This window comes from Silvania hatchlandensis (assembly GCF_025564065.1).
In the GTDB taxonomy this organism is placed as follows: domain Bacteria; phylum Pseudomonadota; class Gammaproteobacteria; order Enterobacterales; family Enterobacteriaceae; genus Enterobacter; species Enterobacter hatchlandensis.
The window spans coordinates 101,370-124,180 of the sequence record NZ_JAMGZK010000042.1 but is presented as its reverse complement, the minus strand read 5'-3'; the positions used below and the strand labels follow the sequence as shown (position 1 = coordinate 124,180).

Here is a 22,811-nt window from a genome sequence, read left to right as displayed (position 1 = left end):
GGCGTAATCCTGGGCCTGATTATCGAGTGTTTTGTACTGAGCCCTGGTTGCGTTTAGACGCATCCGGCACCAGACGATAGAAAGTTTCGCCCGGCTTAGTCATGCTGAGTTCATTGCGCGCGCGCTCTTCAATCGCTTCTTGTCCGCCATTGAGATCGTCAATTTCAGCGAACAGCTGATCGTTTCGCGCTTTAAGTTTGCCGTTTGTTGCCTGCTGCGCCGTCACGTCGTCATTGACGCGACTGTAGTCGTGAAGACCGTTCTTACCGAACCACAGCGAATACTGAAGCCAGACCAGCAAAGCCAGCAACAGCAGCGTAAGTTTACCCATCCTGCCCCCTGAAAAACGGCATCATCATCCCATAACTTTCCCCACGACTCTACATCGGGGCTACAGAGATGCCGCAACATTGCGGGCAAATGTACCACATTTTTTTCGCAGATTCGCGCAGCCAACATTGTCTCATAGTTGGTTACGGTTTGAATTATGGATGAACTTATCCCATGAGCCACAAAAATAACAGCCCGAACATCACGGCCACCGCGACAACGGTGGTGAGGGCGCTATAGAGCAGCTTGCCATTGAGCAGAGAGTGCAGCGCAATCCCGACCACCACGGCAACGGGCATCAGCGCCAGGAAGAAAGGCCAGGTATAGAGGAGGAAGAATAAGGTATTGCTGCCATACAGCAGGAAGGGGATGCCCAGCGCCATCAGCCATGACGCAAAGCCGACGATCGCCCCGGGAAAAGACCAGGTCGTTTCGTCAGTCGCCGCTACCGAATCTGACCTGGTGATAATGTAGTTTTCGCTGTTCCGCATAGCTGATCCCGTGACCATGTCGCACCGATGATGGATAACCTGCTTCCTCATCGATGCTGTCTCAGGATCTGATAATATCGTCCTGCCGGAGCAGGTCTAATAATTCACCCACCAAATTTGTTACCAATTGTTCACCCTTGAGGTGAATGTCCGGTGATTCGGGGGCTTCATATACGGCATCAATGCCGGTGAAATTTTTCAGCTCGCCCGCGCGGGCTTTCTTATACAGCCCTTTCGGATCGCGCTGCTCGCAGATCGCCAGCGGCGTGTCGACAAAGACTTCAATAAAACGATCCTGACCGACCCGCTCGCGCACCGTCTGCCGCTCGGCCCGGTGCGGCGAGATAAACGCCGTTAAGACCACCAGCCCGGCGTCGGCCATCAGGCTGGCCACTTCGCCCACCCGACGGATGTTCTCTTTGCGATCGTCGTCGCTAAAGCCCAGATCGCTGCACAGCCCGTGACGCACGTTGTCGCCATCCAGCAGGTAGGTGCTGACCCCATTCTGATGCAGGGCCTCTTCCAGCGCCCCGGCCACGGTGGATTTACCCGAGCCGGAGAGCCCGGTAAACCACAGCACAACCCCACGGTGACCGTGGAGTTGTTCGCGCGCGGCAACGGTCACCGGATGAGGATGCCAGACAACGTTCTCATCATGCTGGGCCATTACTTGCCTCCCAGCAGATCGCGTGCGCCCCAGTGCGGGAAGTGTTTACGCACCAGTGCGTTCAGCTCCAGCTCAAAGGCGCTGAATTCAGACGGCACGGCAGTCGATTGTTCATGCGGCTCATGGACCATTCCGGCACCCACGGTAACGTTAGACAGACGATCGATGATAATCAGCCCGCCGGTCACCGGGTTCTGCTGATATTGATCCAGCACCAGCGGCTCGTCGAAGGTGAAATCGACCAGACCGATGCCGTTCAGCGGCAGCTCCGCGACGCTGTGCTGCGCCAGGGTGTTGATGTCCACCTGATACTGAATGGCGTCTACGCGGGCGCGGGTTTTCTTACCGGCGATTTTAATGTCATAGCTCTGGCCGACGCTCAGCGCCTGCTCCGCCATCCACACCACATCGATCGAGGCGCTTTGTACCGCGGGCAGGGCGTCGGACGCGTCCACCAGCAGATCCCCACGACTGATGTCGATTTCATCCTTCAACACCAGCGTCACCGCCTCACCTGCACCGGCTTCCTGCAGATCGCCATCAAAAGTGACAATACGGGTAACGGCAGACTCCACGCCAGAAGGCAGAACTTTCAGGCGCTGGCCGACGCTCACGCGGCCACCGGCGATGGTGCCAGAGAAGCCGCGGAAATCGAGATTCGGGCGGTTAACGTACTGAACCGGGAAGCGCAGCGGCTGGGTCTCGACGCTGCGCTGCAGCTCAACGGTTTCCAGCACTTCCAGCAGCGTTGGGCCGCTGTACCACGGCATGCTAGCGCTCTGGGAAGCAACGTTGTCCCCTTCCAGCGCCGACAGCGGCACAAAGCGGATATCGAGGTTGCCCGGCAGCTGCTCGGCAAAGGTCAGGTAGCTTTCGCGGATCTCGTTAAATTTATCTTCGCTGAAATCCACCAGATCCATTTTGTTGACTGCCACCACCAGGTGCTTGATCCCCAGTAAGGTGGAGATAAAGCTGTGGCGACGGGTTTGATCCAGCACGCCTTTACGGGCGTCGATCAGCAGGATCGCCAGGTCACAGGTGGAGGCACCGGTGGCCATGTTGCGGGTGTACTGTTCGTGCCCCGGGGTGTCGGCAATAATAAATTTGCGCTTCTCGGTGGAGAAGTAGCGGTAAGCCACGTCGATGGTGATGCCCTGCTCGCGCTCCGCCTGCAGGCCATCCACCAGCAGCGCCAGATCGAGCTTTTCGCCCTGGGTGCCGTGACGTTTGCTGTCGTTGTGCAGCGAGGAGAGCTGGTCTTCATAGATCTGACGGGTGTCGTGCAGCAGACGGCCAATCAGCGTACTTTTGCCGTCGTCGACGCTGCCGCAGGTCAGAAACCGCAGTAAACTTTTGTGCTGCTGCGCGTGCAGGTAGGCTTCTACGCCGCCTTCATCGGCAATCTGTTGAGCAATAGTGGTATTCATGGCGGCTCCTTAGAAATAACCCTGACGTTTCTTCAGCTCCATTGAGCCTGCCTGGTCGCGGTCAATCACGCGCCCTTGTCGCTCGCTGGTGGTCGAGACCAGCATCTCTTCAATGATCTCCGGCAGCGTCTGCGCGTTCGACTCTACCGCGCCGGTCAGCGGCCAGCAGCCGAGGGTACGGAAGCGCACCATCTGTTTTTTGATCACTTCCCCTGGCTGCAGATCGATACGATCGTCATCAATCATCATCAGCATGCCGTCGCGCTCGAGCACCGGGCGTTCTGCCGCCAGATACAGAGGAACGATGTCGATATTTTCCAGATAGATGTACTGCCAGATATCCAGCTCGGTCCAGTTCGAGAGCGGGAACACGCGAATGCTTTCGCCTTTGTTAATCTGGCCGTTGTAGTTATGCCACAGCTCCGGGCGCTGGTTTTTAGGATCCCAGCGGTGGAAGCGATCGCGGAAGGAGTAGATACGCTCCTTGGCGCGGGATTTCTCTTCATCACGGCGCGCGCCGCCGAATGCTGCATCAAAACCGTATTTGTTCAGGGCTTGCTTCAGCCCTTCGGTTTTCATAATGTCGGTGTGTTTACCGCTGCCGTGCACGAACGGGTTAATGCCCATCGCCACCCCTTCCGGGTTTTTATGCACCAGCAACTCGCAGCCGTACGCTTTGGCGGTACGGTCACGGAATTCATACATCTCACGGAATTTCCAGCCGGTATCCACGTGCAGCAGCGGGAACGGCAAGGTGCCCGGGTAAAACGCTTTACGCGCCAGGTGCAGCATCACGCTGGAGTCTTTGCCGATGGAATACATCATTACCGGATTAGAAAACTCAGCGGCTACCTCGCGGATAATATGAATACTTTCCGCTTCCAGTTGCCGCAGGTGAGTCAGTCGTTTTTGGTCCATAACCGTTCCTTAAGCCAAATTTATAACAGAAGAACCAAACCCTTCTGCATCTGTTGTATGTTGAAACCAGGCGAGCGTGTCGTGCAACTGCACAACTTCTCCCACCACAATCAGGGCGGGCATCGGGGCGTCTTTTGCCAGGCTTGCAAGCTGTTGTAATGTGCCGGTTGCGACCTGTTGATCCACACGAGTACCGCGCGAAATCACGGCAACAGGCGTTGTTCCGTCGCGGCCATGCTGGATCAGTTGCTGACTGATCTCTGCCGCCTTCATGGTGCCCATGTAGATAGCCAGCGTCTGGCGGCCCTGCGCCAGGTGCGCCCAGTCCAGCGGCGCGCTGTCGGCCTTGTAGTGGCCGGTCACAAAGGTCACGCTCTGGGCGTAATCACGATGGGTGAGCGGGATACCGGCATAAGCCGTGACGGCAGATGCCGCGGTGATCCCCGGTACCACCTGGAAAGGCACACCCGCCTCGGCCGCCGCCTGCAGCTCTTCGCCGCCACGGCCGAAGATAAACGGATCGCCGCCTTTCAGACGGACCACTGTTTTACCCGCTTTGGCCGCCGCAATCAGCATCTGATTGGTGTCATGCTGCGGAACTGCGTGCCCACCCGCGCGTTTGCCGACGCAGATTTGTTCCGCATCCCGGCGGATCAGTTCGCGTATGCCGTCAGTGACCAGATGGTCGTAAAACACCACGTCAGCGTCCTGCAGCACCTGCAGGCCGCGAAGCGTCAATAATCCGGCATCGCCAGGCCCGGCTCCAACCAGAATAATTTCGCCCGCGCTGCTGCCAGGGTTATCCAGCTCATCTTCCAGCAGCTGCTGGGCTGCAGTTTCGTTGCCTGCCTGCATCAGGCTGACAAAGCGGCCACGGAACACGCGCTCCCAGAAGCGACGACGTTCCGTCACGCTGGTCAGGCGGGTTTTCAAATGGTTGCGCCAGAAGCTGGCTTTCTCTGCCATCCGCCCGAGGCTTGTCGGCAGCAAGGCTTCGATTTTCTCACGTAACACGCGCGCCAGCACCGGTGCGGTACCGCCGGAGGAGATCGCCACCAGCAGCGGCGACCTGTCGACAATCGACGGGAAGATAAAGGAGCACAGCGGCTGATCGTCCACCACGTTCACCAGACGGTGGCGGGCGTGAGCGGCAGCCGAAATGCGCTGGTTGAGCGTCCGATCTTCAGTGGCGGCAATCACCAGCACCACAGCATCGATAAGCGATTCATCAAAGTCCGCCTCGGCCACAACCTGCACCTGCGCACCTGCACGCTGTAAAAAGGCGATTTTGCGCAGCGCGATCTCTCCGGTACCGACAACAAGCACCGGACGGTCTTTTATGGCAGCAAATAAAGGAAGGTAATCCACAATGCTACAACTCGCTAACAACCAGGAATAGTGGGACTATAGGGGGCTGTTCGGGACGAATGAAATTACGAATTGGAATGAGTAGTTACTCAATGGAATAACGCCGTGAAAAAGCTCATATCAAAAAGTGCTTAAGACGCGCCATGACAGGCATTTAAGAGCAATTCAAATTGTGTAAGCGCCGTCACGGTTTCATACTAGGCGCGTTAAAATTTTGATCTCTTTTTTAAGGATGCATTATGTTTTCCGCAATGCGCCACCGGATCGCTGCCCTGGCGTTCGGCGTTTGCTTTATCCTGCCCGTTCAGGCAAAAACCCCCGCCATGGGTGAAATGGCCGCCTCGCAGGCGCGTCATATTGCGACATTTTTCCCCGGCCGCATGACCGGTACCCCTGCCGAAATGCTCAGCGCTGACTATGTCCGCCAGCAGTTCGCCGGGATGGGGTACCAGAGCGACATCCGTACCTTCCAGAGCCGCTATATCTATACCTCACGTAATCAAAGCAAAAACTGGCACAACGTGACCGGCAGCACCGTGATTGCCGCCCATGAAGGTAAAACCGAACAACAAATTATTATCCTCGCGCATCTGGATACTTACGCCCCGATGAGCGACAGCGATAGCGACCACAACCTCGGCGGCCTGACCTTACAGGGCATCGATGACAATGCCGCAGGCGTCGGAGTGATGCTGGAGCTGGCCGATCGACTGAAAAGCATCCCCACCCAGTACAGCATTCGCTTTATTGCCACCAGCGGCGAGGAAGAGGGAAAGCTGGGCGCGGAGAATGTGCTTAAACGCATGAGCGCGGCCGAGAAGAAAAACACCCTGCTGGTGATCAACCTCGATAACCTGATCGTCGGCGATAAGCTCTATTTTAACAGCGGCAAAACCACCCCAGCCCAGGTGCGCAAATTAACCCGCGACCGCGCGCTGGCCATTGCCCGCACTCACGGCATTTTTGCGGCCACCAACCCAGGCGGCAACGCAGCGTTCCCGAAAGGCACGGGGTGCTGTAATGATGGTGAGGTGTTTGATAAAGCCGGGATCCCGGTCCTGTATGTCGAAGCCACCAACTGGTCGCTGGGTAAAAAAGACGGCTATCAGCAGCGGGCAAAATCGAAAGCCTTTCCAACGGGAACCAGCTGGCACGACGTGCGGCTGGATAATCAGCAGTACATTGATGCCGCGCTCCCGCACCGGATTGAACGCCGCAGCCGGGACGTGGTGCGCGTGATGCTGCCGCTGGTAAAAGAGCTGGCGAAAGCGGCCAGGGCCTGAGAAAGCGCCCGGTAATGGCTACGCCTTACCGGGCCGCATTTTAGTGCCGTTAACCTTCGTGCAATCCGCACTCGCGCTTCAGGCCAAAGAAGCGCGTCTCTTCTTCTGCCATACCGGGCTCCCATTTGCGGGTGGTATGGGTGTCGCCCACCGACAGATAACCCTGATCCCACAGCGGGTGATACTTTAGCCCATGCTGCTGCAGGTACTGGTAAATGGTACGGTTATCCCAGTCGATAATCGGCAGCACTTTGAACACCCCGCGCTGGAGAGCCAGCACCGGCAGGCTCGCGCGGCTGCCGGACTGATCGCGACGCAGGCCGGCAAACCAGGTTTGCGCATTGAGTTCAGACAGGGCGCGGTTCATCGGCTCAACTTTGTTGATGTCGTTGTATTTCTCAATGCCCTCAACGCCCTGCTCCCACAGCTTGCCGTAGCGTGCTTCCTGCCAGGCGGCGCTCTGCTCAGCGCGGTAGACCTTCAGGTTCAGCTTGAGCTTGTCCGTTAGCTCATCGATAAACTGGTAGGTTTCCGGGAACAGGTAGCCGGTATCGGTGAGGATCACCGGGATATCCGGGCGGATCTGATTCACCAGATGCAGGCTGACGGCCGCCTGAATACCAAAGCTCGATGAGAGCACGTATTCACCAGGCAGATTCTCCAGCGCCCAGGCGACGCGCCCTTCGGCATCAAGCTTTTCCAGTTGGCCGTTCGTTTCGGCCAGCGCCAGAATGCGTTCCACTTTGGGCAATGCGTTAAGCGCATTTAGATCGAGTACGGACATAATGACCTCTCGTGGTTACTCCCAGAAATCCCTTGCGGGATCGAGCACCGGGCGAATAATGCCCGCACGCACCGTAAAGTCGCCGAAGCCTTCACCCGCGTCGCGCTCTTTCGCCCAGCGCCCGACCAGCTCGTCAATTGACTGCAGAATTTCCGGCTCGGTAATGTTTTCGCGATACATTCGCGGAATACGCGTTCCGCTGCGATTCCCACCCAGATGCACGTTGTAGCGCCCAGGAGCTTTACCCACCAGCCCCAGCTCGGCCAGCAGCGCACGGCCACAGCCATTCGGGCAGCCGGTCACGCGCATCACAATATGTTCATCAGGGATGCCGTGTTTTTCCAGCACCGCTTCCACTTTGTCGGTGAACGACGGCAGGAAGCGCTCAGCTTCGGCCATTGCCAGCGGACAGGTCGGGAACGACACGCAGGCCATGGAGTTTTCACGCTGCGGTTTCACCGTATCCATCAGCGTATGTTCCCGGGCCAGCTTCTCGATCTTCGCCTTCTGGCTCTCCGGCACGCCGGCGATGATCAGGTTCTGGTTGGCAGTAATGCGGAACTCGCCTTTGTGGATCTTCGCGATCTCCAGCAGACCGGTTTTCAGCGGACGGCCCGGATAATCCAGAATACGGCCGTTCTCGATAAACAGCGTCAGGTGCCATTTATTGTCGATGCCCTTCACCCAGCCGATGCGATCGCCGCGACCGGTGAATTCGTAAGGACGGATCGGTTCAAAGGTGATGCCCGCCCGGCGCTCCACCTCTTCCTTGAAAGTATCGACGCCGACGCGCTCAAGGGTGTACTTGGTCTTGGCGTTTTTACGGTCGGTACGGTTACCCCAGTCGCGCTGAGTGGTCACCACCGCTTCAGCCACCGCAAGGGTATGTTCCAGCGGCAGATAGCCAAACTCGCTCGCGGTACGGGCGTAGGTTTTCTTGTTGCCGTGCTCAATGGACAAGCCGCCGCCCACCAGCAGGTTAAAGCCCACCAGCTTGCCGTTCTCAGCAACCGCGACAAAGTTCATGTCGTTGGCGTGCAGATCGATATCGTTCTGCGGCGGGATCACCACCGTGGTTTTGAACTTACGCGGCAGATAGGTCTGGCCGAGGATCGGTTCAACGTCGGTGGTGGCCACTTTTTCCTGATCGAGCCAGATCTCGGCATACGCGCGGGTCTGCGGCAGCAGATGCTCAGAGATCTTCTTCGCCCATTCGTAGGCTTCCGCGTGCAGCTCGGACTCGTACGGGTTGGAAGTACAGAGCACGTTACGGTTCATGTCGTTGGCGGTCGCCAGCGCGTCCAGCCCTACCGAGTGCAGCATCTGGTGTACCGGCTTCACGTTCTTCTTCAAAATACCGTGGAACTGGAAGGTCTGACGGTTAGTCAGACGGATGCTGCCGTAAATCGTGTTGTCATGGGCAAACTTGTCGATCGCCTGCCACTGTTTGGTGGTGATGATCCCACCCGGCAGACGGCAGCGCAGCAGCATCGCATGACGCGGCTCCAGCTTCTGTTCAGCACGCTCGGCGCGGATATCGCGGTCGTCCTGCTGGTACATACCGTGGAAACGGATCAGCAGGAAGTTATCGCCTTTAAAACCGCCGGTCAGACCGTCATTCAAATCTTCGGCAATGGTGCCGCGCAGATAGTTGCTATCAACCTTCATGCGCTCGGCATCAGTCAGCTTGCCTTCGACCACCAGAGGGCCAGGATGTTTTTCGCTCATTAGTAGACATCTCGCTGATAACGGCGCTCTACGCGCAGCTCACTTAAAAATTCATCCGCCGATTCAGTATCCATGCCACCGAATTCAGCAATCACTTCCAGCAAAGCCTGCTCAACGTCTTTCGCCATGCGATTGGCGTCGCCGCAGACATAAATGTGGGCACCGTTATTGATCCATGCCCACAGTTCTGCGCCCTGTGCGCGCAGTTTGTCTTGTACGTATATTTTTTGTTGTTGGTCGCGAGACCAGGCCAAATCGATGCGCGAGAGCACGCCCTCTTTGACGTAGCGTTGCCACTCAACCTGATAAAGGAAATCTTCCGTAAAGTGCGGGTTGCCGAAGATAAGCCAGTTTTTACCGGAGGCTTCATCGGCGGCACGCTGCTGCATAAAGGCGCGGAACGGCGCAATACCGGTACCTGGACCAATCATAATCACCGGGGTTTCCGGGTTGGCAGGCAGACGGAAGTTGTCGTTGTGCTCAATAAACACCCGGACTTCGCCCTCTTCCTCAACGCGATCCGCGAGGAAGCTGGAGGCACCGCCCGCACGGGCGCGGCCTTCGATGTCGTAACGCACCACGCCGACGGTCACGTGCACTTCACTCTCCACTTCTGCCTGAGCAGAGGCGATGGAGTAGAGGCGCGGCGTCAGTGGACGCAGCAGGCCGGTTAATGCCTCCGGGCTCAGCTGTGCCGGGGCAAAACGCACCATATCCACAATGGGGGTGGTGGTGGCGTAGTGCTGCAGTTTCGCTTTGTCACCCACCAACGGCAGCAGTGCCTCGCTGCGGGTCAGGGTGGCGTAGTTTTCCACGATATTGGCGGTGTTGACGGTCAGTTCGAAATGCCACTGCAGCGCTTGCGCGAGCGGCAGGGTTTTGCCTTCTACCGTTACCGGCTCATCGCCCTTCAGCCACAGCAGTTCTACCAGCTCGTTCACCAGCGCCGGATCGTTCTGATACCAGACGCCAAGCGCATCGCCCGGCTGGTAACGCAGACCGGAGTCGCCCAAATCAATTTCGATATGGCGCACATCTTTTTCAGAATCTCGACCGGTGATTTTCTGGTTAACAGAGAGGCTCGCCGTCAGCGGCGCTTCTTTGGTATACGGGCTGGTGTGGATATCGTTGACCACGCCAGTGGCGGTCACGGCAGCCTGCGCCGGCGTGTCCTGCGGGACGCGGGCTTTCAGCACATCAACAATGCGTGCGCGCCATTCGGCAGCGGCGGCCTGATACTCGACGTCGGTATCAACGCGGTCCAGCAGGCGCTCACCGCCCAGTTCCGCCAGCTTGCTGTCAAAATCTTTGCCGGACTGGCAGAAGAATTCATAGGACGAGTCGCCCAGGCCGAAAACGGCAAACGCGGTATCCGTAAGTTTGGGGGCTTTTTTCGAGAACAGGAACTTATGCAGCGCAACGGCTTCTTCAGGCGGCTCACCTTCGCCCTGGGTTGACGTGACCACCACAACCAGTTTTTCTGACGCGATTTGCTTAAATTTATAATCCCCGGCGTTCACCAGGTTCACGTTCAGTTTGGCCGCGAGCAGGTCGTCGCGCAGTGCTTCGGCGACGCGGCGCGCGTTGCCGGTTTGTGAAGCAGAGATAAGCGTAATTGCCGGGATCTCAACGGCCGTAGCCGGTGCGCTTACCGCGCTGCCGGGCTGCTGGTTGAGCATTCCCCAGAAATAACCGGACACCCAGGCGAGCTGGGTAGGCGAAAAATCAGTGGTGGCCGCCTGCAGGCGTGCCAGTTGCTCCGGGTTCAGGGGAAGCAAATTTGAAGGTGGGGCCTGTGTTGTCATGCGTCGTTATGTTCCAGTAGCAAAGCTGAATTTTTATCTTAAAGACAGAACAGAGTGTAAGGTTAACGGCGCGGATCATAACAATTAAAGAAGGGATGGAAATAATAAATAACCAAAAGAACTAACCTCTTTTAGCTATTGTTCTTAACAATAAAAACGATTAATTAAGCCTATGAAATTAAAACATAAAACCGTGAGTCATCGCAGTGTAAGCAGCGTCCCGGGAGAATGCCCGTTTTAGTTAATGATAAAAAAGGTACTTTCCGGTACTCTACGGCGGTTTTTTCCGCATTTTTGAGAGTCCACGATGTCCACCACACTGTTTAAAGATTTCATCTTCGAAGCCGCCCACCATCTCCCTCACGTCCCGGAAGGGCATAAATGTGGTCGCCTGCACGGGCACTCCTTTATGGTGCGCCTGGAGATCACGGGTGAAGTCGATCCGCACACCGGTTGGATCATGGATTTTTCCGAACTGAAGGCCGCCTTCAAGCCGACCTATAATCGCCTCGATCACTACTATCTGAATGAGATTCCAGGGCTTGAAAACCCGACCAGCGAAGTACTGGCAAAGTGGATCTGGGATGAGATGAAGCCGCTGGTGCCGCTGCTGAGTGCAGTGATGATCAAAGAAACCTGTACGGCGGGCTGCGTGTATCGCGGAGAATAATCCCCTCTTTCCCGCACAGGACCCGCCGTAAGGCGGGTCTTCATTCTTCCAGCGCCGCTAACGCACCAGATAACCGCCATCAACGGCCAGGATATGGCCATTGACATAATCTGAGGCCCGACTGGCAAGATATACCACTGCACCCATTAAATCCTGCGGCTCTCCCCATCGGTTGGCAGGGATATGCTCAAGCACCCTCTTATATTCCTTTGGGGTACTATGCGTTATGGCTGTGATATCGGTGTGGTAATAGCCAGGCGCAATACCATTCACCTGAATATTATACTGACCTAATTCATCGCAATAAGATTTGGTTAACCCTGCTAGCGCATGCTTGGTTGCTGCATAGGCCGGAGACCATCTTCCGCCTGAAAATGAAAATACCGAACAGATATTAATAATCTTACCGCTACGGCGCGGAACCATTATTTTTGCCGCTTCATGACTGAGTTCAAATGCCGCCGTCAGATTAACATCGATCATTGGATCCCAGTCACTGCGCCCAAAACGAAGTATCTTATTGAGCTTACAGATACCCGCATTATTGACCAGAATATCCAGGTTACCAAAACGATGACAACAGGCATTGATAATCTTCCGCGGTACACCATCGCTGGAAATATCTACAGACATGAATTCCACCTCAACGCCTTGCTGCTCAATAAGTTCACGCGTCCTGGTATTCTCGCTGCTAATACCGGCGATAAAAACATTTGCCCCCGCTTTCGCCAGTGCCACGGCAAAAGCTTGCCCTAAACCGCGATTACCGCCGGTCACAATTGCCGTCTTGCCTTTTAACGAGAAAAAATCCATCGAAAAAGCGTTGATTGACTCATTTGACATCATGTCGCTTATTCTCCCTGAAGCGCAAAATTGCCGGACAAGGCAAAACTCGCCCGACAATATCTCTGATTTTGCTAAGCGATATTCAGATACTTGTGCGTCTGCATCGACAAACGCCAGTTGCGCGCGATACAGGTTTCAATGCACAGACGCGTGGCGTCGTCTTTCTGGCTGATTGGCTGCAGGGCAATGATACGCTGCTTTTCGTCGTTCAGCGTCGCCAGCAGTTCATCCAGTGCTTCAATATCACGCACGCGGCCCACCGGGTGTTTGATCTCATCGGCACGTTCCAGTGCCTGCGACAATACGTCGTACCCGCCGCGCATATTCACTTTCGGCGATACCGTCACCCAGGTGGTGTGCGAGCAGCGTACTTCGTGGGTGCCGCTGGTTTCAATCTGGCAGCTGTAGCCGTTCTTTTCCAGCAGATCCGTGAGCGAGGTTAAGTCGTGGATGCAGGGCTCCCCTCCGGTGATCACCACGTGGCGGGCGGTCCAGCCCTGACGACCAATGATTGCCAGCAGATCTTCTGCACTGCCAGCGCCCCATTTATCGCTCTCTTTGGTTTTGGCCAGAATACTGAACAGCGACACTTCCCGATCTGCGAGTTTATCCCACGTATGTTTGGTATCACACCAGGCACAGCCAACCGGGCATCCCTGTAATCGAATAAAAATAGCAGGAACGCCGGTGAAGTAACCCTCGCCTTGCAGGGTCTGGAACATCTCGTTAATCGGGTACTGCATAGTCATCTCAGTTTGGGGATAAACGTTAAGTATCGCAGATCCCCGCCTAAGTATCATGCCCGATCGGTGCTTTAGGACTCAATCGCCGCCACGAAACGCGCGGTTATCTGCTGAGGACGCGTAATTGCACCGCCTACCACCACCGTGTGTGCGCCTAATTCCAGGCAGCGCGCGGCCAGTTCTGGCGTGTCGACATTGCCTTCTGCCACAACCGGAACTGTCACTGTCGCCAGCACGTCGCGTAAAAATCCGCAGTCGTTTTCACGCAGCATGCGCCCCTGCGTATCCGCCGTATAGCCGTGAAGCGTGGTGCCCACGCAGTCGAAGCCCAGCATCTGCGCCGTTTTGGCCTCGGCAACCGTGGCGATATCGGCCATCAGCAATAACGACGGATAGCGGGTGCGGATTTGTTCAACCAGTGCAGCAAGTGACTCCCCGTGCGGACGCGGGCGGTCGGTCGCGTCGAGGGCAATGATTTCCGGCTCGACTGCCATCAGCTCGTCGATCTCTTTCATCGTCGCGGTGATAAACACCTCGCTGTCCGCATAATCACGCTTGATGATGCCGATCACCGGCAACGAGACGGTCTCTTTGATGGCGGCGATATCCACCACGCTATTAGCGCGAATGGCGACCGCCCCGCCCTGCGCCGCTGCCAGCGCCATGCGCGACATGATAAATGAACTGTGCAGCGGTTCATTTTCCAGCGCCTGACAGGAGACGATCAATTTGCCTTTCAAAACATCCAGTACCGTTTTCATTACGCTAAACTCTCTTCGACTTCGTTTTTAATGATGGTGACGTGCGGGCCGTAAATGACCTGGACCCCATTGCCGCGAACAATGACGCCGCGTGCGCCAGTCGCTTTGAGTGCCGCTTCGTCGACCTTGCTGCCGTCTTTGACCGTCACGCGCAGACGCGTGGCGCAACAGTCCACCTCCTCCAGATTGTCCCTGCCGCCTAATCCCGCAATAACCGCCGCCGCACGTTCGCTCTGGGGAAGTGTGTTTTCGACGACTGTCTCTTTCTCACGGCCCGGTGTGGCAAAACCAAAGCGGTTAATCATGAAGCGGAAGGTGAAGTAATAGAGGAAGAACCACGGAATGCCGACCAGCGGAACGTACATCCAGTGGGTTTTGGCTTCGCCCTGAAGGACACCAAACAGGATAAAATCGATGAAACCGCCCGAGAACGTCTGCCCGATGGTGATATGCAGAATATGGGCGATCATGAACGCCAGCCCATCAAAGAACGCATGGATGACGTATAAAACCGGGGCCACGAACAGGAATGAGAATTCAATCGGCTCGGTGATCCCGGTCAGGAACGAGGTCAGCGCCGCCGAGAGCAGCAGGCCCGCGACGCGTTTTTTGTTCTCTGGTTTCGCCGTGTGATACATCGCCAGACACGCGCCCAGCAGGCCAAACATCATGGTGATAAAGCGCCCGGACATAAACCGCGAGGTGCCGATGTAAAACTGCTGGGTGTTCGGATCGGCAAGCTGCGCGAAGAAGATGCGCTGCGTGCCTTCGACCAGTTGCCCGTTGACGATTTCACTTCCGCCGAGCGCCGTGGTCCAGAACGGTAGATAGAAGATATGGTGCAGGCCAAATGGGCCGAGCATCCGCAGGATAAAGCCGTATAAGAACGTGCCGAGATAACCGGTCGCATCCACCAGCCCACCGAGTCCAAAAATCATTTTCTGGAAATGCGGCCAGACCACCGTCATCAGCGCGCCGACCACAATCGCCGCCAGTGAGCTGATAATCGGTACAAAGCGCGAGCCGCCGAAGAAACCGAGGAACTGCGGCAACGCGATTTTATTGAAGCGATGGTGTAGCGTGCAGGTCACGAGGCCAATCACCACGCCGCCGAACACGCCGGTTTCGAGGGTCTGAATGCCGAGCGTCATCCCCTGACCGACCGCGCCGGGATTCTCATGCGCCAGCGTGCCGGTGAGGATCAACAGTGCATTGATGGTGGCATTCATCACCAGGAAGGCGAGCAGTGCCGCCAGACCGGCGGTGCCTTTGTCCGTTTTTGCCAGCCCAACGGCCACCCCTACGGCAAACAGCACTGACAGGTTGGCAAACACAATCGAACCGGCGCTGCTCATAATCGTAAATATGGCCTGAAGCCAGCCGACATCCAGGAACGGGTACGCTGTTAGCGTATTGGGATTGGACAACGCCCCGCCAATTCCCAGCAGCAGGCCCGCTGCGGGTAATACAGCTATTGGCAGCATGAACGATTTACCGAACCGCTGCGCCTTTTCAAACCATGCCCCGGAGGAGGCACCACTGAACATTTGCATCATATTTTCATTTCCCCTGTTAATGGTGAAAATTTTTACCATATTAAATACACAAACTGAAAATTATCACCAAAGATCGGGAAGCTGATCATACTTTTTTAAAATGACTGGCATCTCTCACCCGCTTTCCGCCACACTAGCCCCAGAGAAACGCATTAAGGATGTTGCATGTCAGAAAATGAAAACCTGCTGCTGAGGCTGCGCCAGGGCCTTTCCGGATACAGTCCCACTCAGCAAAAACTGGGCGAATTCGTGTTAAACGATCCTGCAAAAGTGCTCTATCTGACGATCACCGAACTGGCACGCGAAAGTGAGACCAGCGAGGCGAGCGTGACGCGCCTGTGCCGCGCGCTGGGGTGTAAGGGATATACGGAGTTCAAAATGGCGCTGGCGCTGGACGTTCAGCGGATACAAGCGCCGAGTCGAAAAGGCGATGAGATTGATGAAGTGGTTGAAGAGTCGGTGCAGGCGTTACGCGACACCTCGCAGCTGCTCGACAGGGATATGCTACTAAAAGCGGCGCAGGAGCTGCATCAGTCGCGCTCGGTCTCTATTTACGGTGTCGCGGCCAGCGCCATTATTGGCGACTATTTGCATTACAAACTGCTGCGTCTGGGAAAACCGGCTCAGCTGTTCAGCGATATGCACCGGGCGTCGATGAACGCGACGACGTTAAGTTCTGACGATCTGATTGTGGCGATTTCGAGTTCCGGTTCGACGCGCGATCTGCTGCACGTGGTGAAGTTAGCACGTAAGCGTGGCGCTAAAGTGCTGGCCTTGAGTAACACGCCACGCAGTCCGCTGGCGTCGATAAGCGATATGTTGCTGGTGGCAGCAAAACCGGAAGGGCCGCTGAGCGCGGGGGCGCTTAACGCCAAAGTGGGCGTGATGCTATTGGTTGAGCTGCTTGCGACGTCACTGATTACGCTCGACGATCGCTACGGCGATATCAGTCAGCAAACGGCGAGTGCCACCCTGCCCTTGCTACTGTAAATCAGCCATAAAAAAACCCGCCGAAGCGGGTTTTTTCTTAAGAGTGAAAGCTCAGTAGATTACTGACCTTTGATCTCTTTACGGCCGTTGTATGGCGCTTTTTCGCCCAGCGCTTCTTCGATACGAATCAGCTGGTTGTATTTAGCAACACGGTCAGAACGGCTCATAGAACCCGTTTTGATCTGGCCAGCAGCGGTACCAACAGCCAGGTCAGCGATGGTCGCGTCTTCAGTTTCGCCTGAACGGTGAGAGATAACGGCAGTGTAGCCAGCGTCTTTCGCCATTTTGATCGCAGCCAGAGTTTCGGTCAGAGAACCGATCTGGTTGAATTTGATCAGGATGGAGTTAACGATGCCTTTCTCGATACCTTCTTTCAGGATCTTGGTGTTGGTTACGAACAGATCGTCACCCACCAGCTGGATTTTGTCGCCCAGAACTTTAGTCTGGTAAGCGAAGCCATCCCAGTCAGATTCGTCCAGACCGTCTTCGATAGAGACGATTGGGTACTGTTTGGTCAGGTCTTCCAGGAAGTGAGTGAACTCTTCGGAAGTGAAGGCTTTGTTGCCTTCGCCAGCCAGAACGTATTTACCGTCTTTGTAGAATTCAGATGCTGCACAGTCCATCGCCAGGGTGATGTCGGTGCCCAGCTCGTAGCCTGCTGCTTTAACCGCTTCAGCGATTACAGCCAGTGCTTCGGCGTTAGAACCCAGGTTAGGTGCATAACCACCTTCGTCACCAACAGCGGTACCCATGCCTTTAGACTTCAGAACTTTAGCCAGGGTGTGGAACACTTCAGAACCCATACGGATGGCTTCTTTCAGCGTTTTAGCGCCAACAGGCTGAATCATGAACTCTTGAATATCAACGTTGTTGTCAGCGTGCTCGCCGCCGTTGATGATGTTCATCATCGGAACTGGCATGGAGTATTTGCCTGGGGTGCCGTTCAGTTCAGCGATGTGTTCGAACAGTGGCTGACCTTTAGAAGCTGCTGCTGCTTTGGCGTTTGCCAGAGACACAGCCAGGATTGCGTTCGCACCGAAGTTAGATTTGTTTTCAGTACCGTCCAGGTCGATCATGATCTTATCGATGCCAGCCTGGTCTTTGGCGTCTTTGCCAAGGATTGCCTGAGCGATTGGGCCGTTAACCGCGCCAACAGCTTTGGTTACGCCTTTACCCAGGTAACGGGATTTGTCGCCATCGCGCAGTTCCAGCGCTTCGCGGGAACCAGTAGAAGCACCTGACGGCGCAGCTGCCATACCGACGAAACCACCTTCAAGGTGAACTTCAGCTTCAACGGTAGGGTTACCACGGGAGTCGATGATTTCACGACCGATGACTTTAACGATTTTGGACATTAGATTTTCCTCAGTACAAGTTAAACTAAAACTCCAGACAAACAGCGCGTACCTTAGGTACGCGCTGCCGTTCTAACTTTTCTTACTTCGCCTGACGCTTCTGGAACTCGTTGGCGGCTTTCACAAAGCCAGCAAACAGCGGATGTCCATCACGCGGCGTGGAAGTAAATTCCGGGTGGAACTGACAGGCAACAAACCACGGGTGGTTCGGCACTTCAATGATCTCGACCAACTGATCATCCCCGGAGCGGCCCGCAATACGCAGACCGGCAGCTTCAATTTGTTTCAACAGCAGGTTGTTGACTTCATAACGGTGACGATGGCGTTCAGTGATGACCGGTGCACCGTACATCTGGCGTACCAGGCTGTCGTCAGAGACCTGACAAGCCTGAGCACCAAGACGCATTGTGCCACCCAGATCGCTCTTCTCGGTACGGACTTCGACGTTACCTTCTTCGTCGCGCCATTCAGTGATAAGCGCCACAACAGGGTACTTACAGTCTGGCACAAATTCCGTTGAGTTGGCGTTTTCCATGCCCACCACATTACGAGCAAATTCAATCAGTGCAACCTGCATACCCAGGCAAATGCCGAGGTAAGGAATATTGTTTTCACGCGCATAGCGTGCGGTAGCGATCTTGCCTTCAACGCCACGGTAGCCGAAGCCACCCGGGATCAGAATAGCATCCAGATCTTTCAGAATTTCTACACCGCGGGTTTCAACATCCTGCGAATCAATCAGCTTGATGTTGACGGTTACGCGATTTTTCAGGCCACCGTGTTTCAGCGCTTCGATAACTGACTTATAGGCGTCCGGCAGTTCGATGTACTTGCCGATCATACCAATAGTCACTTCACCTGCCGGGTTCGCTTCTTCGTAAATAACCTGCTCCCATTCAGACAGGTTAGCTTCCGGACAGTTCAAGCTGAATCGTTTACAAATATAATCGTCCAGACCCTGTGATTTCAACAGGCCCGGGATTTTATAAATGGAATCGACGTCTTTCATTGAAATAACGGCTTTTTCTGGCACGTTACAGAACAATGCAATTTTCGCACGTTCGTTAGCCGGCACCGCACGATCGGAGCGGCAAACCAGGATATCAGGCTGAATACCGATAGAGAGTAATTCTTTCACGGAGTGCTGAGTTGGCTTGGTTTTCACTTCACCGGCAGCAGCAAGGTAAGGTACCAGCGTCAGGTGCATGAACAGCGCGTGTTCACGACCGATATCAACCGCCAGTTGACGAATTGCTTCGAGGAACGGCAGGGATTCGATATCACCTACGGTACCGCCGATTTCAACCAGCACCACGTCGTGACCTTCGCCACCCGCAAGGACGCGCTCTTTAATGGCATTGGTGATGTGCGGGATGACCTGAACGGTTGCGCCCAGATAGTCGCCACGGCGTTCTTTACGCAGAACGTCGGAATAGATACGGCCCGTAGTGAAGTTATTGCGACGGGTCATTTTGGTGCGAATGAAGCGCTCGTAGTGACCCAGGTCCAGATCGGTTTCAGCGCCGTCTTCAGTAACGAACACTTCCCCGTGTTGGATAGGACTCATGGTGCCAGGATCGACGTTGATATACGGATCCAGTTTCATCATGGTCACGTTGAGGCCACGGGCTTCAAGAATGGCTGCCAGGGAGGCTGCGGCAATGCCTTTACCCAGAGAGGATACGACCCCGCCGGTCACAAAAATATAGTTCGTTGTCATGCTGAACCTGAGAAGTTAGGGTGAAACGATGGAATAACCAGGACGGGAAAGCAGTATACCCGATCATAGCAGACGCCACAAACTTTCATTATTCCTCCTCTTCATCAGGCTCAAACAAACGCAGGGAGTGAGAAAATAGCCCCTTTGGGGTAAATGTTTTTGACGCAAATCAAGCGCTTGTCATTTAAAAAATCACACAAATTGCGCTTGATCGCAAAAACCCGTTAGAGATCATATTCCTGGCGTTTTACTTCCTGCCAGACTTCTTCCATCGCCTCGAGGTCAACGCCGGTCATTTCCAGCCCGCGCGCGGCAATGATGCGCTCCACTTCGCGGAAACGACGCTCAAACTTGAGGTTGGCTTTCTGCAGGGCGGTTTCGGCTTTTACCCCTAAATGACGCGATAAATTCACCGTCGCAAACAGCAGGTCGCCCATCTCCTCTTCCAGCTTTGCCTGATCGATGACGGCCTGCTGCGCTTCGTGCATCACTTCGTCGATCTCTTCGTGCACTTTGTCGAGCACCGGCCCGAGGGAAGTCCAGTCGAACCCCACCGTCGAGCAACGTTTCTGGATTTTATGCGCACGCATCAGCGCCGGCAGGCTGAGGGGGATATCATCCAGCGCCGAATGCTGTGCTTTTTCCGCACGCTCAGCGGTTTTGATTTGCTCCCAGCGGGTCAGCACGTCGTGACTGGTTTCTGCGGTCGCATCGCCAAAAATGTGCGGGTGGCGGCGTTCCAGTTTGTCGCTGATGGCGGCACAAATATCATTGAAATCAAAGCGCCCTTCTTCCTGGGCCATTTGCGCGTAGAACACCACCTGGAACAGCAGGTCGCCCAGTTCACCGCGCAGATCGTCAAAATCTTGACGGGAGATGGCGTCCAGCACTTCGTAGGTCTCTTCCAGAGTGTAAGGCGCGATAGTGGCGAAAGTCTGCTCTTTGTCCCATGGACAGCCGGTTTGCGGGTCGCGGAGGCGCTGCATAATGCCAAGCAGGCGGTCGATTTGGGTCATGAGTCATTCCTGATAAATAAGAAAAGCCGGGGGCGACGACACCTGACCCGGCCTACAAAAGATGGCAATCTTATCCGCCGTGAAGACGACGGGCGTCAATCACATCCGGCACCTGGTTCAGCTTGCCGAGCACCCGGCCCAGCACCTGCAGGTTATAGATTTCAATCGTCATGTCGATGGTAGCGAGCTGCTGGCGGGTATCGCTGCGGCTGGCGACCCCCAGCACATTCACTTTTTCGTTAGCCAGAATAGTGGTGATGTCGCGCAGCAGGCCGCTGCGATCGTTGGCCGCAACCCGCACCACCAGCGAATAGCCCGCGGAGTAGCTCTCGCCCCATACCGCATCGACAATACGTTCCGGCGCATGCGACTGTAAATCTTCCAGCTGATCGCAGTCCGCCCGGTGAATGGAGATCCCGCGCCCCTGGGTGATAAAGCCGACTATCTCGTCCCCCGGGATCGGCTGACAGCAGCGGGCAATGTGGTGCATTAAATTGCCAACGCCTTCGACCACCACCCGACCATTGTCTTTACTGCGATGCGGTGGCGTGTAGGTCTTCTGCTGCAGCAGCTTCAGCGCAGCCGCATCCTGCTCGGCTGCACTCGGTTTGTTGAACTGCGCCTGCAGGAAATTAACCATCTGGTTGAGACGAATGTCCCCACCGCCAATCGCCGCCAGTAGCTCGTCAAGCTCGTTAAAGTTGTAGCGGGGCAGCAGGAATTTCTCCGCCTCTTTCAGGTGGATGCCTAAATGCTCCAGCTCGTCATCGAGGATCTGGCGACCCGCAAGGATGTTTTTGTCACGGTCCTGTTTACGGAACCAGGCGTGAATTTTAGAGCGTCCGCGGCTGGTAGTGACGTAGCCCAGGTTCGGGTTCAGCCAGTCACGGCTGGGGTTCGGCTGTTTCTGGGTGATGATTTCTATCTGATCGCCCATCTGCAGCTGATAGGTGAAAGGCACGATGCGCCCACCGATTTTGGCCCCGATGCAGCGGTGTCCCACATCGCTGTGGATGTGGTAGGCGAAGTCGAGCGGCGTCGAGCCCGCCGGAAGATCGACGACATCGCCCTTTGGCGTAAAGACGTAAACCCGGTCGTCAAAGACCTGGCTGCGCACTTCATCGAGCATTTCGCCGGAGTCGGCCATCTCTTCCTGCCACGCAATCAGCTTGCGCAGCCAGGCAATACGATCTTCGTGGCCGGAACGCGCGCCGCTGGAGGTGCCCTCTTTGTACTTCCAGTGCGCAGCAACACCCAGCTCGGACTCTTCGTGCATCTGTTTGGTACGGATCTGGATTTCAACCGTTTTGCCGCCCGGCCCCAGCACCACGGTATGGATCGACTGATAGCCGTTCGGTTTTGGGTTCGCCACGTAGTCGTCAAACTCGTCCGGCAGGTGGCGGAAATGGGTATGCACGATGCCCAGCGCGGCATAGCAGTCCTGCAACCGTTCGGCCACAATTCGCACCGCACGCACGTCAAACAGCTCATCAAAGGCCAAATGCTTCTTCTGCATTTTGCGCCAGATGCTGTAGATGTGTTTCGGGCGGCCATAGACTTCTGCTCGCACGTTTTCTTCTTTCATCGCCTTGCGCAATCCACCGACGAATTCGTCGATGTAATGCTCCCGGTCGATACGGCGTTCGTGCAGCAGTTTCGCAATGCGCTTGTATTCCGCCGGATGCAGATAGCGGAAGCAGTAATCTTCCAGCTCCCATTTCAGTTGCCCGATCCCTAAGCGGTTCGCCAGCGGCGCGTAAATATTGGTGCACTCTTTGGCCGCCAGCACGCGCTCATCTTCCGGCGCGTCTTTCACTTCGCGCAGATGAGCCACGCGCTCCGCCAGCTTGATCACCACGCAGCGGAAATCGTCCACCATTGCCAGCAGCATACGGCGGACATTATCCACCTGTTCAGCGGAGACGGAATCCGTATGCGCGGCTTTCAGTTGGCGAATGGCCGCCATATCTCGCACGCCGTGGATCAGTGCGACCACAGATTTGCCGACGCTCTCACGCAGAACGTCTTCGCTGACCACATCTGCATCAGCCAGCGGGAACAGGAGCGCCGCCTGCAGCGTTTCAATGTCCATATTGAGCATGGAGAGGATTTCGACCATCTCCACACCGCGCCACAGCAGCAGATCCGCATCGGGATGCCCCTGGGTAGTGCGCAAACAGTAGGCCCAGGTTTCGGTTAAACGTTCACACGACTGCTGGCTGGATATTCCCAGACTGGCGATCCATTTTTGTGGGTCAAACTCTCCAGCTTTATTGAGATGTGCACTTCTTACCGCAACCATCGTCCTCTCCTTTAGGGACCCGTGCCTGTCGAATTCGACAAGCCGAAATTC

General features: G+C 55.7%; 20 protein-coding genes. 3 read left to right on the top strand and 17 right to left on the bottom strand.

Features of this window, described 5'->3' with window-relative positions; genetic code table 11:
- Window positions 1–19 precede the first annotated feature (19 nt).
- The 6 genes from ftsB to cysG form a co-directional block, all read right to left on the bottom strand.
- On the bottom strand, window positions 20–331 hold the full coding sequence (gene ftsB, locus M8014_RS06480) for a cell division protein FtsB (protein ID WP_271267079.1): 312 nt from the start codon (window positions 329–331) through the stop codon (window positions 20–22).
- A 166-nt stretch (window positions 332–497) separates the two neighbouring features.
- Window positions 498–821 (bottom strand): DUF3561 family protein, encoded by a 324-nt coding sequence (locus tag M8014_RS06475; RefSeq protein ID WP_271281706.1) that lies wholly within the window; start codon window positions 819–821, stop codon window positions 498–500.
- Window positions 822–882: 61 nt separating this feature from the next.
- A complete protein-coding gene (gene cysC / locus M8014_RS06470) occupies window positions 883–1,488 on the bottom strand; it encodes an adenylyl-sulfate kinase (protein ID WP_271281705.1) in 606 nt (201 codons plus the stop codon).
- On the bottom strand, window positions 1,488–2,915 hold the full coding sequence (gene cysN / locus M8014_RS06465) for a sulfate adenylyltransferase subunit CysN (RefSeq protein ID WP_271281704.1): 1,428 nt from the start codon (window positions 2,913–2,915) through the stop codon (window positions 1,488–1,490). Before cysN ends, cysC begins: the two co-directional genes overlap by 1 nt.
- A 9-nt stretch (window positions 2,916–2,924) precedes the next feature.
- A complete protein-coding gene (gene cysD, locus M8014_RS06460; protein WP_271267083.1) occupies window positions 2,925–3,833 on the bottom strand; it encodes a sulfate adenylyltransferase subunit CysD in 909 nt (302 codons plus the stop codon).
- 9 nt (window positions 3,834–3,842) lie between these two features.
- Window positions 3,843–5,201: a siroheme synthase CysG gene (gene cysG / locus M8014_RS06455; RefSeq protein WP_271281703.1), complete on the bottom strand. Its 1,359-nt coding sequence runs from the start codon at window positions 5,199–5,201 to the stop codon at window positions 3,843–3,845.
- A 239-nt stretch (window positions 5,202–5,440) separates the two neighbouring features.
- Here cysG and M8014_RS06450 point away from each other — a divergent pair, with 239 nt between their 5' ends.
- Window positions 5,441–6,484, top strand: a complete 1,044-nt coding sequence (locus tag M8014_RS06450; RefSeq protein WP_271281702.1) for an aminopeptidase — start codon at window positions 5,441–5,443, stop codon at window positions 6,482–6,484.
- Window positions 6,485–6,533: 49 nt separating this feature from the next.
- Here the strand turns inward: M8014_RS06450 and cysH are convergent, their stop codons facing one another.
- The 3 genes from cysH to cysJ are packed head-to-tail and all read right to left on the bottom strand — an operon-like array spanning window position 6,534 to window position 10,801.
- Window positions 6,534–7,268, bottom strand: a complete 735-nt coding sequence (gene cysH / locus M8014_RS06445) for a phosphoadenosine phosphosulfate reductase (RefSeq protein WP_271281701.1) — start codon at window positions 7,266–7,268, stop codon at window positions 6,534–6,536.
- 15 nt (window positions 7,269–7,283) lie between these two features.
- Window positions 7,284–8,996 carry an assimilatory sulfite reductase (NADPH) hemoprotein subunit gene (gene cysI / locus M8014_RS06440; protein ID WP_271281700.1) on the bottom strand — a complete coding sequence of 571 codons (1,713 nt, stop codon included), beginning with the start codon at window positions 8,994–8,996 and terminating at the stop codon, window positions 7,284–7,286.
- Complete coding sequence (gene cysJ / locus M8014_RS06435; protein WP_271281699.1) at window positions 8,996–10,801, bottom strand: NADPH-dependent assimilatory sulfite reductase flavoprotein subunit; 1,806 nt, start codon at window positions 10,799–10,801, stop codon at window positions 8,996–8,998. Before cysJ ends, cysI begins: the two co-directional genes overlap by 1 nt.
- A 307-nt stretch (window positions 10,802–11,108) precedes the next feature.
- On the opposite strand from cysJ, the gene queD reads away from it, so the two are divergent.
- On the top strand, window positions 11,109–11,471 hold the full coding sequence (queD, locus tag M8014_RS06430; protein WP_271281698.1) for a 6-carboxytetrahydropterin synthase QueD: 363 nt from the start codon (window positions 11,109–11,111) through the stop codon (window positions 11,469–11,471).
- 57 nt (window positions 11,472–11,528) lie between these two features.
- On the opposite strand, the gene M8014_RS06425 is transcribed toward queD, so the two are convergent.
- The 4 genes from M8014_RS06425 to M8014_RS06410 form a co-directional block, all read right to left on the bottom strand.
- Complete coding sequence (locus M8014_RS06425) at window positions 11,529–12,314, bottom strand: SDR family oxidoreductase (RefSeq protein ID WP_271281744.1); 786 nt, start codon at window positions 12,312–12,314, stop codon at window positions 11,529–11,531.
- Between the two features lie 74 nt (window positions 12,315–12,388).
- Window positions 12,389–13,060, bottom strand: a complete 672-nt coding sequence (gene queE, locus M8014_RS06420; protein WP_271281697.1) for a 7-carboxy-7-deazaguanine synthase QueE — start codon at window positions 13,058–13,060, stop codon at window positions 12,389–12,391.
- 71 nt (window positions 13,061–13,131) lie between these two features.
- Entirely contained in the window at window positions 13,132–13,821 is a 690-nt protein-coding gene (locus M8014_RS06415) for an N-acetylmannosamine-6-phosphate 2-epimerase (RefSeq protein WP_271281696.1), read from the bottom strand.
- A complete protein-coding gene (locus M8014_RS06410; RefSeq protein WP_271281695.1) occupies window positions 13,821–15,377 on the bottom strand; it encodes a PTS transporter subunit EIIC in 1,557 nt (518 codons plus the stop codon). Before M8014_RS06410 ends, M8014_RS06415 begins: the two co-directional genes overlap by 1 nt.
- Before the next feature lie 165 nt (window positions 15,378–15,542).
- Here M8014_RS06410 and M8014_RS06405 point away from each other — a divergent pair, with 165 nt between their 5' ends.
- Entirely contained in the window at window positions 15,543–16,367 is an 825-nt protein-coding gene (locus M8014_RS06405; RefSeq protein ID WP_271281694.1) for a MurR/RpiR family transcriptional regulator, read from the top strand.
- A 59-nt stretch (window positions 16,368–16,426) separates the two neighbouring features.
- Here the strand turns inward: M8014_RS06405 and eno are convergent, their stop codons facing one another.
- The 4 genes from eno to relA form a co-directional block, all read right to left on the bottom strand.
- On the bottom strand, window positions 16,427–17,722 hold the full coding sequence (gene eno, locus M8014_RS06400; protein WP_271281693.1) for a phosphopyruvate hydratase: 1,296 nt from the start codon (window positions 17,720–17,722) through the stop codon (window positions 16,427–16,429).
- An 82-nt stretch (window positions 17,723–17,804) separates the two neighbouring features.
- A complete protein-coding gene (pyrG, locus tag M8014_RS06395; RefSeq protein ID WP_271281692.1) occupies window positions 17,805–19,442 on the bottom strand; it encodes a glutamine hydrolyzing CTP synthase in 1,638 nt (545 codons plus the stop codon).
- A gap of 224 nt (window positions 19,443–19,666) precedes the next feature.
- Entirely contained in the window at window positions 19,667–20,458 is a 792-nt protein-coding gene (gene mazG / locus M8014_RS06390) for a nucleoside triphosphate pyrophosphohydrolase (protein WP_271281691.1), read from the bottom strand.
- 70 nt (window positions 20,459–20,528) lie between these two features.
- Window positions 20,529–22,760 carry a GTP diphosphokinase gene (relA, locus tag M8014_RS06385; RefSeq protein WP_271281690.1) on the bottom strand — a complete coding sequence of 744 codons (2,232 nt, stop codon included), beginning with the start codon at window positions 22,758–22,760 and terminating at the stop codon, window positions 20,529–20,531.
- Window positions 22,761–22,811: the final 51 nt, after the last annotated feature.